At 69.6% G+C, this 15,712-nt stretch carries 8 protein-coding genes; 4 read left to right on the forward strand and 4 right to left on the reverse strand.

Features of this window, described 5'->3' with window-relative positions; translation table 11 throughout:
- Positions 1 to 276: 276 nt before the first annotated feature.
- Positions 277 to 7,662, reverse strand: a complete 7,386-nt coding sequence (locus M0R80_26720; GenBank protein MCK9463231.1) for an immune inhibitor A — start codon at positions 7,660 to 7,662, stop codon at positions 277 to 279.
- A gap of 97 nt (positions 7,663 to 7,759) precedes the next feature.
- On the opposite strand from M0R80_26720, the gene M0R80_26725 reads away from it, so the two are divergent.
- The 3 genes from M0R80_26725 (at position 7,760) to M0R80_26735 (ending at position 10,694) form a co-directional block, all read left to right on the forward strand.
- Positions 7,760 to 8,545 carry an EI24 domain-containing protein gene (locus tag M0R80_26725; protein ID MCK9463232.1) on the forward strand — a complete coding sequence of 262 codons (786 nt, stop codon included), beginning with the start codon at positions 7,760 to 7,762 and terminating at the stop codon, positions 8,543 to 8,545.
- 8 nt (positions 8,546 to 8,553) lie between these two features.
- Positions 8,554 to 9,270 (forward strand): 1-acyl-sn-glycerol-3-phosphate acyltransferase, encoded by a 717-nt coding sequence (locus tag M0R80_26730; protein ID MCK9463233.1) that lies wholly within the window; start codon positions 8,554 to 8,556, stop codon positions 9,268 to 9,270.
- A gap of 110 nt (positions 9,271 to 9,380) precedes the next feature.
- Positions 9,381 to 10,694, forward strand: coding sequence for a hypothetical protein (locus M0R80_26735; protein ID MCK9463234.1), 1,314 nt, complete (start codon positions 9,381 to 9,383; stop codon positions 10,692 to 10,694).
- Here M0R80_26735 and cheB read toward each other — a convergent pair.
- Positions 10,669 to 11,766 carry a chemotaxis-specific protein-glutamate methyltransferase CheB gene (gene cheB / locus M0R80_26740; protein ID MCK9463235.1) on the reverse strand — a complete coding sequence of 366 codons (1,098 nt, stop codon included), beginning with the start codon at positions 11,764 to 11,766 and terminating at the stop codon, positions 10,669 to 10,671. The two genes, M0R80_26735 and cheB, sit on opposite strands and share 26 nt — an antisense overlap.
- 91 nt (positions 11,767 to 11,857) lie before the next feature.
- Between cheB and M0R80_26745 the strand changes: the two genes are divergently transcribed.
- Positions 11,858 to 13,171 (forward strand): M48 family metallopeptidase, encoded by a 1,314-nt coding sequence (locus tag M0R80_26745; protein MCK9463236.1) that lies wholly within the window; start codon positions 11,858 to 11,860, stop codon positions 13,169 to 13,171.
- Here the strand turns inward: M0R80_26745 and M0R80_26750 are convergent.
- Positions 13,134 to 14,879, reverse strand: coding sequence for a M2 family metallopeptidase (locus tag M0R80_26750; GenBank protein ID MCK9463237.1), 1,746 nt, complete (start codon positions 14,877 to 14,879; stop codon positions 13,134 to 13,136). The genes M0R80_26745 and M0R80_26750 overlap by 38 nt on opposite strands.
- 20 nt (positions 14,880 to 14,899) lie before the next feature.
- Positions 14,900 to 15,559, reverse strand: coding sequence for a hypothetical protein (locus M0R80_26755; protein ID MCK9463238.1), 660 nt, complete (start codon positions 15,557 to 15,559; stop codon positions 14,900 to 14,902).
- Positions 15,560 to 15,712 lie beyond the last annotated feature (153 nt).

A 15,712-nucleotide genomic window follows, 5' to 3' on the forward strand; every position in this document is an offset into this window, starting at 1 on the left:
TGGTGTCGGAATCGCTTCCCGTGTCCGTGTCGTCGCCGCCGCCGATGTTCACCTCGGCGCAGCTGGCGAGGGCGGCCAGGGCCAGGGCGATCGTCGTTCTTAAGGTCAGCGAGAGGTGTTCCGACATGGCTCCTCCGGTCGATTGCGATAGGAGAACGGTCGCGCGTCGTGGAGGCGAGCGCAAGCGCTTCCGCGATATTGTGTTCAATGATAGCGAAAAAAGACGCTCATGAGCGGAAAATGTGGGATCTCGAGCTTCTCCGGTAGACGGACTTGCTACGGCTCGCAGGCTGTGGGTGAGGTCGTGAAGGCGCTGATGGCGACGTCATCGAGGTACCATCCGTCGTAAACGATGGACACGTCCGAATGGAAGAAGAACCGTAAGCGGAAATTGGACACCGCGTACGTGGTCGAAATCGAGGCCGACGGCTGCAGCCAGGATCCGGTCGTGCTGCCGTAGGACGGACCCCATGCTGTGGTCCAAGTGGTGCCGCCGTCGTTGCTCACCTCCATTCTCCCGTAGTCGCAGCAGGTCTCACCCGCGTACCACTGCCACCACCCCACCTGGAGCGCCGGCGCGGCGGATAGGCTCGAAAGATCGATGTTCGGAGACGTGATGTAGCCGTCCTCGTAAACCAAATAGACGCCGTGCAGCTCCGTCGCCCACAGGGACGATCCGCTGTGCGCCGCCATCGGGCCGCTCGTCGGGGCGCCGTGCTCCCAGGTGGTCGTCGAGCCGCTCACCGCGTACCCGCCGTTGCTCGAATCGAAGTTCTGGCTGTAGGTCGCCGAATTGGTGACGAGGGGGGCGACGCAGAAGTCGTCGACGTACCAACCGGCGCCGACGACTGAGCTGTCGGAAGTGAAGTGCAGCCGGAATCGGAAGTTGGACACCGCGTACGACGAGCCAGCCAGGTAGGTTTGTTTCGTCCAAGTCGATGCGGTGACGTCTGTGTTGTCGAAGGGACCGTAGACGACCGACCACGTCGCGCCGCCGTCGTTGCTGATCTCGACGCTGAGGTAGTCGCAGCAGCTCTCGCCCGCGTACCACTGCCACCAGTTCAGGGAGACGCTGCTCCCTGAATATGCGCTCAGGTTGATGATCGGTGAGGTGATGTAGCCGTTCTCGCTGTTCGTGTAGTCCCCGCTCAGGTTCGTGGCCCAGACGTTGGAGCCGGTGTGCGCGGCGGAGGGACCGCTCGTCGGCGCGCCCCAGGCGAAGGTCGTCGTGCCGCTCGCCGTGAAGCCGCCGTTGGTCGAGGTGAAGTTGGCGGACCAGGCGCAAGTGGCGCACGCCGGACAGACGCCGCAACCTTCCGACTCGACTTCGGACACGCACAGACTGTCCCAAGAGGTGGAGCAGCAGTACGAATCAACTGCACAAACGCACGACGAGATCGCGGAGTTCGTGCACCCGGTCCCGCTGTGAACCGTACAGCAATCGCCGACGTCGGTTATCGTTCCGACGCAGCTGCCATCCGTCTGGCACGTGTCGCCAGTGGTCCCCGGGTCGCCGTCGTCGCAGGCCGCGGCCGTCCTCCATGCCCAGGAGCCGCCGGCGTTGGTGCAGCGGTAGCTCGTGCCGCCGCAGCTCATGGTCTGGCACATGGTGTGGGTCGTCGCGTCGCAGGTCGTCGCCGTGCCGCCGCCGCACGCGCCGTTGGCCAGGTTGGCCCCGCACCCGGAGCACGCCCTGCTCGTGGTCAGGAGGTTCGACCCGCAGCTGTCCGTGCAGGAGCCGGCCGCGGTGCCGCAGCCCGCTCCGCCGGTGCACGTCACGGTGCAGCACTCGTTGCCGCCGCCCACGGCGCAGGTGGTCGTCGCGGCGGTGCACGAGCAGGCGTTGCACACGTCGCCCGTGCCGCTGCAGGTGCGCGTGCAACTCGGCGGGTAGTTGTAGTAGACGCTCGCCGCGCAGTAGTCCGCCGCGCAGGTCGTCGTGCCGCAAGACGTGCCCGCGGGCATCGGCGTCTCGGTGCAGGCGCTCGTGCCGTTGCACGCCCTGTTCATGCAGGACGTGGACGTGCAGGTGATCGCGGAGCCCTGGCAGACGCCGCCGCCGCACACGTCGCTGTAGGTGCAGGCGTTCCCGTCGTCGCACGCCGTGCTCGTCCGCCAGGCCCAAGTGCTGCCATTGTACGTGCAGTTGTACGTCAGACCGCCGCAGCTCACGGTCTGGCACGCGGTGTGGGTCGTCGCGTCGCAGGTGTAGGTCCCGCCGCCGCCGCAGGTGCCCGTGGCCCCGGCCGCCCCGCACCCGGTGCAGGACGAGGCCAGCGTGATCACGTTCGCGCCGCAGGACTCGCCGCCGCCGCAGGTGCCGGTCGCCGTGGAGCAGCCCGAGGCCGGGGTGCACACCGCGTTGCAGCAGCCTCCGGCGGTGCACGCGGTCGTGGCGGGCGTGCACGAGCAGTCGTCGCAGGCGCCGAACCCGTCGCAGTAGTCCGTGCAGGAGGCGCCGTAGTTGTACCAAGTCGTACCGACACACGTGTCCGCCGGGCAGGGCGTCGTGCCGCAGGTCGTCGTGTCGGGGAGCGGCGTCTCGGCGCACGTGGCGTCGCCGTCGCACGCCGAGTTCATGCAGGCCGTCGACGTGCAGGTGACCGAGGTGCCGTTGCAGCTGCCGCCGAAGCAGAGGTCGCCGTAGGTGCAGGCGTTCCCGTCGCTGCAGGAGACGGCCGTGCGCCACTCCCAGTTGCCGCCGGCGTTGGTGCAGTAGTACGTGTTGCCGCCGCAGCCCATGCTCTGGCACAGGGAGTGGGTGGAGGAGTTGCAGGTGTTCACCGTGCCGCCGCCGCAGAGCCCCGCGGCTCCGGCCGGGCCGCAGCCCGCGCAGGACTGCCCCAGGATCAGCTGGTAGCTCGAGCACTCGTCGGCGCAAGCGCCGCTCGCGGTGAGGCAGCCCGAGCCTTCGTCGCACGCCGCGGTGCAGCACTCGTTGCCGGCTCCCACGCCGCAGGTCGACGTGGCGGCGGTGCACGAGCAGGCGTTGCACGTGTCGCTCGTGCCGCTGCAGGTGCGCGTGCAGCTGGCCGGGTAGTTGTAGAAATCGAGGACGCTGCAGTAGTCCGCCGGGCAGGCCGTCGTGCCGCACGTCGTGGACGACGGCTTCGGCGTCTCGGTGCACGCGCTCGTGCCGTTGCACGTCTTGGTCATGCAGGAGGTGTCCGTGCAGGTGAGGGTGGTGCCTTTGCACGTTCCGATCGAACAGAGATCGTTGAAGGTGCACGGGTTGCCGTCGTCGCAGGTCGGATCCGAGGTCCAGCCCCAGCCGAACACCGGGTCCTCCAGGCAGTAGTAGAGCGTCCCGCCGCAGTTCTGCGCCTCGCACTCCGAGCTCGAGAATTCGTCACAGGCGTAGGAGCCGCCGGCCACGCACGTGCCCGCGGCGCCCGCCGCCCCGCAGCCCTGGCAGGTCTGGCCCACCTCGAGCAGGTTCTCCGTGCAGGTGTCCCCGCCGGTCCCGCACGTGCCCGCCGCGGTCTGGCACCCGAGCGTCGCGTTGCACACCGCCGTGCAGCACTCGTTGCCGCCGCCCACGCCGCAGGTCGCCGGCGTCGCGGTGCACGAGCAGGCGTTGCACGTGTCGTCCGTCCCGCTGCAGTACCGGGTGCAGGTCGCCGGGTAGTTGTAGTAGTCGAGGGTGGAGCAGTAGTCCGCCGGGCAGGCCGTCGTGCCGCACGTCGTGCCCGAGCTCTTCGGCGTCTCGGTGCACGTGCTCGTGCCGTTGCACGTCGAGGTCATGCAGTCCGTGGACGTGCAGGTGACCGTGGTCCCGGTGCAGCTGCCGCTGAAGCAGGCGTCGTTGAAGGTGCACGAGTTGCCGTCGTCGCACCCCACCGACGTGCGCCAGGCCCAGGTGCCCCCGGAGTTCGTGCAGCGGTACGTCGTGGCGCCGCAGGTCATGACCTGGCACATCTCGTGGCTCGCGGCGCTGCACGTGTGCACCGTGCCGCCGCTGCAGATCCCCTCGGCGTTGTTCGCGCCGCAGCCCTGGCAGCTCTCGCCGAGGGTGATCTGGTTCGCCGTGCAGGTCTCGGCGCAGGCGCCGTTCGTCGTGAGGCAGCCGCCCGTGGCCGCGTCGCAGCCCGTCACGCAGCACTCGTTGGCCGCGCCCACGCCGCAGGTCGTCGTCGCCGCGGAGCACGAGCAGCTGTTGCACGTGTCGCTCGTGCCGCTGCAGTAGCGGGTGCAGGTCGCCGGGTAGTTGTAGTACACGCTCGACAGGCAGTAGTCGGCCGCGCAGGCCGTGGTGCCGCAGGTCGTGCCCGAGCTCTTCGGTGTCTGCGTGCAGATGCTCGTGCCGTTGCACGTCTTGGTCATGCAGGCCGTGTCCGTGCAGGTGACGGCCGCGCCCTGGCACGTCCCGCCCGAGCAGGCGTCGTTGTAGGTGCACGCGGCGCCGTCGTCGCAGGTCGGGTCCGCGGTCCAGCCCCGGCCGTCCACCGGGTCCTCCAGGCAGTAGTACTGCACCCCGCCGCAGCTCCGCGCCTCGCACTCGGGGTGCGTGCCGTCGTCGCAGGTGTACGAGCCGCCAGCGACGCAGACGCCGGTCGCGCCTCCCGCCCCGCAGCCCTCGCAGACCTGGCCCACCTCCAGCAGGTTCTCCCCGCAGGTGTCGCCGCCGGTCCCGCACGAGCCCGCCGCGGTCTGGCACCCGAGCGTCTCGCTGCACGACGCCGTGCAGCACTCGTTGCCCGCCCCCACCCCGCACGCCGTCGTCGTCGCCGTGCACGAGCAGGCGTTGCACGTGTCGCTCGTCCCGCTGCAGTACCGCGTGCAGGTCGCCGGGTAGTTGTAGTAGTCGAGGCTCGTGCAGTAGTCCGCCGGGCACGCCGTCGTGCCGCACGTCGTCGACGACGGCTTCGGCGTCTCGGTGCACAGGCTCGTGCCGTTGCACGTCTTGGTCATGCAGGACGTGGACGTGCAGGAGACGCCGATCCCCTCGCACACGCCGCCCGAGCAGACGTCGCCGTACGTGCACAGGTTCCCGTCGTCGCACGCCGTGCTCGTCCGCCACGCCCACGTGCCGCCCGAGTTCGTGCAGCGGTACGTCGTGCCGCCGCAGAGGCTCGTCTGGCACGAGGTCGCCGCGCTGCACGTCGTGGACGTCCCCGGGCTGCACGTGCCGTCGGCCAGGTTCTCCCCGCAGTCCATGCAGAGCCGGCCCGTCGTCACGGTCGTCGCGTTGCAGATGTCCGCGCAGGCCCCGGCCGCCGTGTTGCAGCCGGTGACGTCGTCGCACCCGACGGTGCAGCACTGGTCCAGCGGGCCCACGTCGCAGAGATCCTCCGTGTCGGCGCACGAGCAGGGGCTGCACGTGTCGTCGACCCCGCTGCAGGTCCGCGTGCAGGTCTCCGGGTAGGAGTAGAACGCGTCGGAGACGCAGAAGTCCGCCGGGCAGGCCGACGAGCCGCACGTCGTCGACGACGGCTTCGGCGTCTCGGTGCACGCGCTCGTGCCGTTGCACGTCTTGGTCGTGCAGGTCGTGTCCGTGCAGCTGACGGCCGCGCCCTGGCACGCCCCGCCCGTGCAGACGTCGTCGTACGTGCACGCGTCGCCGTCGTTGCAGAACGACTCCATCGTCCAGCCCCAGCCGTCCACCGGGTCCTCCAGGCAGTAGTACTCGTCCCCGTCGCAGCTCCGCGCCTCGCACTCCGAGTGCGTGGCGTCGTCGCAGGGGTACGAGCCGCCGGCCACGCACGTGCCCGCCGCGCCCGCCGCCCCGCAGCCCTGGCAGCTCTGGTTCACCTCGAGCAGGTTCTCCGTGCAGGTGTCCCCGCCCGCCCCGCACAGCCCGGCCGCCGTCTGGCACCCGAGCGTCGCGCTGCACGACGCCGTGCAGCACTCGTTCCCGGCCCCCACGCCGCACGCCTTCGGCACCGCCGTGCAGGCGCAGGCGCTGCACGTGTCGTCCGTGCCGCTGCAGTATCGCTGGCAGCTGGCCGGGTAGTTGTAGAAGTCGAGGACGCTGCAGTAGTCCGCCGGACAGGCCGTCGTGCCGCACACCGTCGACGACGGCTTCGGCGTCTCCAGGCACGCGCTCGTGCCGTTGCACACCGAGCTCATGCAGTCCGTGGACGTGCAGGTGATCGTCGTGCCGACGCAATTGTCGCTGAAGCAGACGTCGTTGTAGGAGCACGGGTCGCCGTCGTCGCACAGCACCGACGTGCGCCAGGCCCAGGTCCCCCCGGTGTTCGTGCAGCGGTACGTCGTGCCGCCGCAGGTCAGGGTCTGGCAGATGTCGTGGCTCGCGGCGCTGCACGTGTACGACCCGCCGCCCGAGCAGATCCCCTCGCCGCCGGCCCCGCCGCAGCCCACGCAGAACTGCCCGATGAGCAGCTGGTTCGCCGTGCAGCTCTCCGGGCAGACGCCGTCCTCGGTCAGGCAGCCGCCCGACGCCGCGTCGCACGTCGCCACGCAGCACTGGTTCGCCGGCCCCACCCCGCAGGGCGCCTCCGCCGCGGTGCACGAGCACGCCTCGCAGGTTTCGTCCGTGCCGCTGCAGTACCGCGTGCAGCTCCCGGGGTAGTTGTAGAACACCGTCGAGACGCAGTAGTCCGCCGGGCAGGCCGACGTCCCGCAGCTCGTCGTGTCGGGCTGCGCCGTCTCCGTGCACGCGCTCGTGCCGTTGCACGTCCTCGTCATGCACTCCGTCGACGTGCAGTCGACCGCCGTGCCCTCGCACGCCCCGCCCGTGCAGGCGTCGTCGTAGGTGCACGGGTTCGCGTCGTCGCACGCCGCGCCCTCGCGCCACTCCCACGCGCCGCCCGCGTTCGTGCAGAGGTAGTCCACCCCGCCGCACGCCCGCTGCTCGCACGCGTTCGCCGAGTCGCAGCCGTACGCCGTCCCCGCGCCGCACGTCCCGTCCGCCAGGTTCGCGCCGCAGCCGTCGCACGGGCTCTCCACCGTGAGCGCCGTCGCGCTGCAGGTGTCGGGGCAGGCCCCCGCCGTCGTCACGCAGCCCATGCCGTCGACGCACGTCGCCTCGCAGCACTCGTTGGCGCCGCCCACGGCGCAGGCCGTCCCGTCCAAAGGCGTGCAGGTGCACGCGCCGCACCCCCCGGCCCCGTCGCAGCTGTTCGCGCAGCTCTCCGGGTTGTGCCAGTAGGTGCCCCCGTCGCAATAGTACTCGAGGCACGCCGTCGTGCCGCAGGTCGTCTCGCCCCCGTACTGATCGCAGGCGCCGTAGCCGTCGCAGGAGCCCGTCGTGCCGCAGCTCTCCGGGGCCTCCTCCGCGCACTCCTCGGACGGATCCTCGCCGGCGCCGATGAACGAGCAGACCCCCTCCATGTCCAAGAGGTTGCACGCCTCGCACTCGCCGTCGCAGACGTCGTCGCAGCAGTAGCCGTCCACGCACAGCTCCACGTCGCCGCACAGCTCCAGCGCCGTCTCCTCCGTGCAGGGGACCGGCTCCGTGCCCGCGTCCCCATCGGTATCGGTATCGCTGTCCGTGTCGGTATCGGAATCGGTATCGGTGTCCGTGTCGCTATCGGTATCCGTGTCGGTGTCGATATCGGTGTCGGTGTCCGCGCCCGTCTCCGAATCCGTCGTCGTGTCCGTGTCGTCGTGCTTGGTGACGTCCACCTCGGCGCAGCCGACCGACATGGCGACGAACAGGGGAATTGCCGATTTCCAGAAGGTGACGTGATGGCTCGGCATATGTTTCTCCTCTGTTTTGAGTAGTCGACGTCTATTAGTGGATACAATCATAGCGAAAAATGATGCTCTTTGGTGAAAAAAGGGGCAATTGATTCCGATGGCCGCGCGCGCGGGCAAAATCGGATTCTTCGCGGGTTTCAAATGCCTTTTCACGGGGCTCCACTTCGCCTACGGGCGGCAGCACCGTGAGCTCGCTGCGTTCTACCTGCCGCCCATGCTGTTCGGGATTCTCGTCCTCATTGCGGGCTGGATTGTCTTCGGGCGCGTCGTGGACGACATCGTCGCGCTCGTCTGGAGCGAGCCGGAAGCCTGGTACCTGTATGCGCTCTGGAGGATTCTCTCGGTCCTCCTGTGGGTCATCTGCGCCGCGGGGACCGCGGTGGTCGCCGTGTTCTGCATCATGATCGCGGCCGCACCCGTCAGCGACTTCATCTCCGAGCGCGTCGAGGGGATCCTCGGGACGTGGACGCCGCGGCCGTTCAGCGTGCGGTTCCTCCTGCGCGATCTGGGCAGCACCGTGCTGCTCGAGCTGCGGCGCGCCCTCATCAAGCTGGCTTGGCTCGTCCCGCTGTTCCTCGCGAGCCTGTTCATCCCGGTCGTGGGGCAGATCGCGTACATCGTGGTCGGCGGCTACATCCTGGCCAAGTACCTGGGGATGGACTACGTCGATTGGAGCCTGGCGCGGCGTGGCTACTCGTGGCGCGAGCGGTTCGTGTTCGCCAAAGCGCACCGGGCGGCGCTCCTGGGGTTCGGGACGGCGGTGATCCTGGCGCTGATCGTGCCGTTCGGTTTCATTGCGGTCTGGCCGGGGGCCGTGGCCGGAGGTACCATCCTGTGCACCCGGCTCGGCCCGGAGGACAAGCGCGGCTCGCGGAGGGATTGATACTCTCGATGAAGGGGTTCAACGGCCGATCGTTGCTGATGGTTGTCTGGACGGTCGTCTGGACCTGTATCGGCCTCGTGACCATCGTCATCGATCCCACCGGGCACGCCTTCATGTATTTCGCGCGGATCGGGTGGGCGCCCCAGGTGCTCTGGGTTGGCGGGATCAAGGTCGTGCGCCGCGGCGGGGAGGGGATGGACTGGCGGCGGCCGTACGTCGTCACGTCGAACCACCAGAGCCAGGTCGACATCCCGATCCTGTTCGCGAGCCTCCCGATGTCGGTCCGGTTCCTGGCCAAGCGGAGCCTGTTCTACATCCCGGTGTTCGGCTGGTCGCTGTGGTTCGCGCGGTTCGTCCCGGTCGACCGCGGATCGAGCCGCAAGGCGCGCAGGTCGATAGACACAGCGGCCGTGAAGATCCGCAACGGACCGTCGCTCGCGGTCTTCCCGGAGGGGACGCGCACGCCGAACGGAAAGCTCCAGGCGTTCAAGTCGGGCGCGTTCGTCCTGGCCGTCAAGTCGGGCGTGTCGGTGCTCCCGGTCGCGATCCGGGGCTCGTACGACGTCGTTCCCAAGCACCGGCTCGGGGTGAAGCCCGGGACGGTCGAGTTGATCGTCGGCAACCCGATCTCGACCGACACGCTCGATCTGAGCGACCGGGAGAAGCTGAAGAACCTCGTCCGGGACCGCATCCAGCGGATGCTCGACACGGGGGAGCCGGCCTGAAGATCCGGGCGGGACATCCGAAACGCGGGGTCGATTCCACGTCTGGAATGGGAAACGGTGCTATCCTGGACCGATGGCCGCGCCACGGGGCGCGCGGCGAGGAGGGAGAGATGCGAAGGACGCTCATCGTCGGGTTGGCGCTCGTCGCGGCCGGGCTCGCGCTGTGGCGGTGTTCCGCGTCGGACAGGGACGTCGCGAACGGCGACGCGGACACGGACACGGATACCGACACGGACACCGACACGGACACGGACTCGGACACCGACGGCGACACGGACTCGGACACCGAGACCGAGAGCCCCTGGGGGCCGAACATGTGCCCGGGCGAGGTGCAGTCGTTCATCTGGATCTCGAACACCGGCAACAGCGAGTCGCCCTCCGCCGCGCAGGGGACGGTCTCCAAGGTCTGCACGATCAACGGCGACGAGGTGGCGCGCTACGTCACGAGCCCGCAGGGCACGGCCGGCGACCCCTCGCGCACGTCGGTGAACCTGCACGGGGACATGGTCGTGACGAACCGCGATCCCAACCCCGGCCCGTCGTCGGTCACGAAGTTCATCGCGGACTACTCGGAGTGCGTCGACGCGAACGACAACGGCGAGATCGAGACCTCCACGGGGCCGGACGACGTGCTGCCGTTCGGCGAGGACGAGTGCATGGCCTGGAACACCCCGCTGACGACCGGCACGATGTCGATAGGCGCGCGCGCCACGGCCTGGGACGGCGAGGAGGACCCGGATACCGGGCTCGGCGGCCACGTGTACATCGGCGCGATGACGAACAAGACGGTGTACGTGATCGACGGCGACACCGGCGAGATCATCACCGCGCAGGCGACGAGCCTCGCCCACTACGGCGGCGCGATGGACGGGAAGGGCAACTTCTGGACCGTGGCGATGGGGTGCACGATCGGCCTGTGCAGCATCGAGCGGATCAACGTGCTGGAGCTCACCGACAACGAGACGTTCAGCGTGCACTGCGGGTACGGGATCTCCGTCGACGCGCAGGGCAGGGTCTGGACCGCAGGGACGAACACGTTCGGCGGCGGCGGCTGCATCTCCCGCTTCGACCCGCTGACGGAGGTGAACGACTGGGTCACCACGGCCGCGGCGGACTTCAACCGCGGCATCGCCGTGGACGGCAACGGAACCGTATGGGCCGCGTGCACGTCCGGCGACATCATCCAGGTCGACGAGGAGACCATGGACTTCACCCGCACCACAGTTGTCGGGGCGAGCGAGATGGTCGGTGTCGCGATCGACTACGAGGGGTACGTCTGGACCGTGGATCGGGCCGGCAGCAAAGCATACAAGATCGACCCCGTCGATCCGACGATCCAGACCGCGGTCCCGATCGGGCCGTTCCCCTACACGTACAGCGACATGACGGGCATGCAGCTCAAGAACGTGACCCCGATCGAGTAGCCTCCCCTCCCGCCAGCTCGTTGATCCGCCGCGCGATCGCCTCGAGCGGGAGCACCTCGTCGGCGAGCCCCGCGGCGATGACCGCGCGCGGCATGCCGAAGACGATCGAGCTCTCCTCGTCCTGCGCGACGTTGTAGCTCCCCTTCCGGGACAGGGCGCGCACGCCGTCGGCCCCGTCGGCGCCCATGCCGGTCATCACGATCGTGAGGACCGGGCCGGCGCCTATGCCCGCGACCGAGGAGAACAGCACGTCCACCGACGGGCGGCAGCTGTGCACAGGGGGCGAGTCCTCGAGGCCGACGACGAGGCCGCTGTCCGCGGCGCGCACGACCATGTGGCGGCCGCCCGGCGCGATGAGCACCTCGCCCGCGGCGACCGGCTCGCCGTCGCGGGCCTCGCGCACGGGCAGGCGGCTCTTCTTGTCGAGCTGGCCGGCGAACGACCGCGTGAAGCCCTCGGGCATGTGCTGCACGACGAGCACCGGCGCCGCGAGCCCGGGGGCGAGCGCAGGGATCACGGCGGAGAGGGCCCTCGGGCCGCCGGTCGAGGCGCCGATGAGCACGAGCGGCACGCGCGCCGGGGGAGGGAGCAGGGATCGCCGCGTGGGCGCGGGCGGCGCGGTCCGCGCCGCGGCGGCCGTGGCCTCCGCGCGGGAGAGGCCGAGGCGGACGCACTCGAGCACGTAGGAGAGGGCGATCGAGAGCGCGCGGTGGCTCGCGTCGTAGCCCATCACCTGCGGCTTGGGGATGAAGTCCAGGGCGCCGAGCTCGAGCGCCTGCATCGTCGTCTGCGCGGCGCTCCTGTTGGCGCCCGCGACCATGACCACGCCCACGCGGGGGTGGAGGCGCGCGATCTCGCGGAGCGTCGCCAGCCCGTCCATGTTGGGCATCTCCACGTCCAGGAGGACGAGGTCGACGGGCCCCGCGGCCAGCGCGGCGAGCGCCTCGACGCCGTCGGCGGCCTCGCCCGCGACGCGCACCCCCGAGAGCCGCGAGACGACGTCGATGAGCAGCCGCCTGTAGACGCGGCTGTCGTCCACGACGAGCACGGAGGTGGCTCTCTCCTTCGGCATCGGCGCATCCTGTTCCAGTCGGCCCGCCGAATCAACAGGAGTTCCGCGGGCCGCGTTCCGGCCGCCTGGAGACCGTGTATACTTCGCGCCCATGGACTGGAACGGGTACACCGCCGCGTTCGCCGCCGCGCTCCTCGCGCACCGCGCCACGGAGCTCGCGCTCGACGCGGCGCAACTCCGGCACCTCGCGCGCCGGCGCGACCGGGTGCCCGCGCACCTCGAGGGGGAGATCGATCTCGAGACGGTGCGGCGCGCCGCGAGGTACGCCGCGGAGAAGATCCGGTTCGGGATGATCGCGCGCTGCTTCGACTGCGCGGTCCTCTGCTTGTTCGTCGCCTCGGGGTTCGAGGCGCTCGACCGCGCGGCCGCGCTCCTCGCTCCGCCAGGCGTGCCGCGGGGGCTCGCGTTCTTCGCCGGGCTCGGCCTCGCGCTCTTCGCCGCGAGGCTGCCGTTCGACGCGTGGGCGACGTTCGCGATCGAGGCGCGCCACGGCTTCAACCGGCAGCGCCCGGCCGGGTTCATCGCGGACAAGGCCAAGGAGCTCGCGATGGGCGCCGCCCTCGGCGGGGCGCTCCTCGCGATCGTGCTCCTGCTCGCGGTCGCGTTTCCGCGCGCCTTCCCGCTCGCCGCGTTCGCCTGCGTCGCCGCGTTCCAGCTGCTCCTCGCGTGGTTCTACCCGGTCGCCATCCTGCCGCTGTTCAACAGGCTCGTCCCGGTCGGCGGCGCGCTCGCGGAGGAGATCGGCGCGCTGGCGGGGCGGATCGGCTTCCCCTTGCGGGGCGTCGTGTCGATGGACGGATCACGGCGCTCGGTCCACGTGAACGCGTTCATCGTGGGGCTCGTCGGCGCGCGCCGGGTCGTCCTCTACGACACCCTCGTCGAGAAGCTCGGCCGCCCCGAGCTGCTCGCGGTCGTCGCGCACGAGCTCGGCCACTTCTCGCTCGGGCACGTCCGGCTGCGGCTCGGCCTCGCGCTCGGCGCGCTGGCCGCGACGTTCGCGGCGCTCGGCGCGGTGTACGCGGATCCGGGGCTCGCCCTCGGGATGGGGTTCGCCGCCTGGAGCCCGCACGCGGCGCTCGCGGGGTTCTCCCTGATCGCGGCCGAGGCGTCGTTCCCGTTCGGCTGGCTCGGGCGGGTCGCGTCCCGGAGGCTGGAGCGCGCGGCGGACGCGTTCGCGGTCCGGGCGGCGGGCGGGGCGGAGCTGAAGGGGGCGCTCCTCGCGCTCCACAAGCAGAACCTGGCGAGCCCGGGATCGGCCAGGGCGTACCGCGCGTACTACAACACCCACCCGACGCTCAAGGAGCGGCTCGCGGCGATCCGGGTCCTGGCGGGGGAGGGAGCCTGTCGGGATCGGGGGGACCTCGACCCTACTTCGACGTCTCCTGGGCGAAGTACTTCGCGGTGAGCGGCTCCCCGACCGCGGCCTCGACGAACTGGGGCCACGGCTGCGACATGCCGGGCTTGAACACCTTCTCGTTGAGGAACGCGCCGAAGTCCTTGCGGCCGTTGAACGAGAGCTCGTTCGTCGGCCCGGTGTGACCGGCCATCTTCGCGAGCGCCCCGCGGAGCTGCGCCGCGAAGAGCTCGCCGAGCATGTAGTTGTGGTAGTACACCGGCGCGACCGAGAAGTGCGGCTTCGACGCCCAGTCGGCCTTGTCGCGGTTCGCCGGGCGGTGGAGCATCTGGTAGCGCTCGACCATGTCCCACCACAGCGTGTCGAGATCCTGCTCCGGGTTCTCGTACAGCGCCTTCTCGAAGTTGAGCATCACGAGCGTCCACCGCGCGAAGATGAGCTGCTCGCGCCGGCGCTGCTCGAGGATCGCACCCTCGACCTTCTTGACCTTCTTCTCGTCGGCCTGGGCGTACGCGATCATCCACGACGGGTTCCCGGCGAGCGCGCCGAACAGCATGGCGATCGCCTCGGTGGTGAACGTGTGGGCCGCCTCTCGGAGGTTGTACGTCAGCCCCTTGTCTATCCCCTTGTAGTAGATCGCGTGGCCCTCCTCGTGCAGGGAGGTCTCCATCCAGTCGACGTCCGGCTTGATGTTGAGCAGCGTGCGGATGTCGTCGCCGCGATCGATGGAGATGCAGAAGGCGTGCTGGCTCTTTCCCTCGCGCTCGTACAGATCGGAGCGCGCCACGATGTCGTCGCACGGCAGCCCGATGTCGGAATAGAACCGCTCCGTGATCTTCATGATCTCTTTCTTGGGCTTGTCCTTGTAGAAGTCGCTCAGGTCGACCGCGGCCGACGGCGGCGCCGCCTGGAAGAACGGGTTGTCGTAGTGCCAGGGCATGAGCCCCTCGGCCTTGACCTTGAGCTTCTTCGCGATCTCGCCGTCGAGCTCGTCCTTCATCGCCTGGAACGGCGCGTTGGTCGTCTGCTCGAGCTCGGCGAAGATCGCGAGGATCTGCGCCGGATCGTGCTCCTGCAGGCGGATCTGCATGTCCCAGTAGTTCGCGTAACCGAGCGTCGCCGCGGCCTTGTTGCGCACCCTGGCGAGCTCGACGAGCTTCGGCGCGACCTCCTCGCCGACCTGCTTGAGGCCCTCCCAGATCTCCTGGCGCTTGTCCGACTTCTTCTCCTTGGCGAGCATCTCGAGCGCGTCGTTGTTGGACAGCTCCTTGCCGCCGAGCTTCACGCGGTAGACGTTGAACACCTGCTCGATCTCGTTGGAGCGCTTCACGATGTCCTCGAGCACGTCCGCCGGCAGCTGGTTGCCCTTGAACGAGAGGTACGCGACCTCGAGCGCCCGCGCGGCCTGCGGCTCGATCTCGGCCTTGTGGTCGAGGAGGGTCGCGACCTTCTGGTAGCGCGCCGCGTCGCTGTGCATCTTCTTGAGGGCGAGGTCGGCGGCGGCGTAAGCCTCGAACTCCTCTTTCTTGCCGGAGTTCTGCGCGTTCCACCAGCTCGTGGTGAACGCCTTCTCCATGGTCGCGAGCTCCGTGAGGTACACGTCCAGGAACAGCTTCGCCTCCGCGTTGTAGTCCACGGGCTTCACCTCCGCCCCCGGCAGGTTCGACTGCCCGGGCTCCTGCGCCGTCGTGCCGCCGCAGCCCGCGAGGGCGAGCGCGAGAACGGCGATGACGACCGAACGAGCGATGTTCTTCGACATGGATCTCCCCTTCCTGCGCCCTACGCGAGCGCCTTGACGATGCCTTCCGCGTTGACGAGCCGCTCGAGCTGGTCGCGGAACGCCTTCGGGACGACCTTCTTGGAGTACCCGGCGGGGTTCATCGCGCTGCCCTTGAGATCGTCCTTCCCGTCCTCGGCGCCGGTGACGCGCGCCTCCGCGAGGACGTTGCCGCCCGCGTCGAGGACCCGCGCGACGAGGAGGTAGTGCATCCCGACCTTCATGTACGTATCGGACTGCCACTTCTCGATGTCGACGAGCAGAAGCTTCGACGCGCCCGACGCCTGGAGAGCGGCGATCGCCGCCGGGTCGTCCGCGAGGGGGTCGATCTGGATCGCGTTGGCCTTGAGCCCCTTGGCCTTGAGCCCCTTCGCGATCACGTCCGCCGTGACCTGCGCGAGCGGCAGGCGCCCGCGCACCGAGACGTCGAACGGGTTGCCGAAGCCGCCGCGGAGCGTCCCGACGAAGAACGGCGGCTTGGCGCCGGAGCGGATCCACTCGCGCTTGTCGAGCGCCGCGACCGCGACGGACGCCGAGCCCGATGCCGCGAGCGTCAGGAGCGCGCTCGCGAGGTCGAAGGACTGCCCGACGGCCAGGCAGCCGCCGCAGAGGACGGCGAGGGGGAGGAGGACGGCGAACAGCCGCAGGGTCGTGCGCAGCATGGGTGATCCTTTCTTCCTTTCCGAACCGGTTCGGTTTCGCTTTCGTACCACAGAAGCGCCCGGCACGTCCCGCGAAACTCGAGCGCGGACGCGCGGCGGCGCCGTTGAATAGCCCATGGCATTTCGCATCGATTGGGGTATGTTCGGGCGCGG

The sequence above is a fragment of the Pseudomonadota bacterium genome, from assembly GCA_023229365.1.
GTDB lineage: Bacteria > Myxococcota_A > Polyangia > JAAYKL01 > JAAYKL01 > JALNZK01.

Bases quoted from the DNA above. Each gene is read 5' to 3' on its own strand.
- M0R80_26720 (MCK9463231.1), bottom strand. From the start codon at position 7,662: ATGCCGAGCCATCACGTCACCTTCTGGAAATCGGCAATTCCCCTGTTC.
- M0R80_26725 (MCK9463232.1), top strand. From the start codon at position 7,760: ATGGCCGCGCGCGCGGGCAAAATCGGATTCTTCGCGGGTTTCAAATGC.
- M0R80_26730 (MCK9463233.1), top strand. From the start codon at position 8,554: ATGAAGGGGTTCAACGGCCGATCGTTGCTGATGGTTGTCTGGACGGTC.
- M0R80_26735 (MCK9463234.1), top strand. From the start codon at position 9,381: ATGCGAAGGACGCTCATCGTCGGGTTGGCGCTCGTCGCGGCCGGGCTC.
- cheB (MCK9463235.1), bottom strand. From the start codon at position 11,766: ATGCCGAAGGAGAGAGCCACCTCCGTGCTCGTCGTGGACGACAGCCGC.
- M0R80_26745 (MCK9463236.1), top strand. From the start codon at position 11,858: ATGGACTGGAACGGGTACACCGCCGCGTTCGCCGCCGCGCTCCTCGCG.
- M0R80_26750 (MCK9463237.1), bottom strand. From the start codon at position 14,879: ATGTCGAAGAACATCGCTCGTTCGGTCGTCATCGCCGTTCTCGCGCTC.
- M0R80_26755 (MCK9463238.1), bottom strand. From the start codon at position 15,559: ATGCTGCGCACGACCCTGCGGCTGTTCGCCGTCCTCCTCCCCCTCGCC.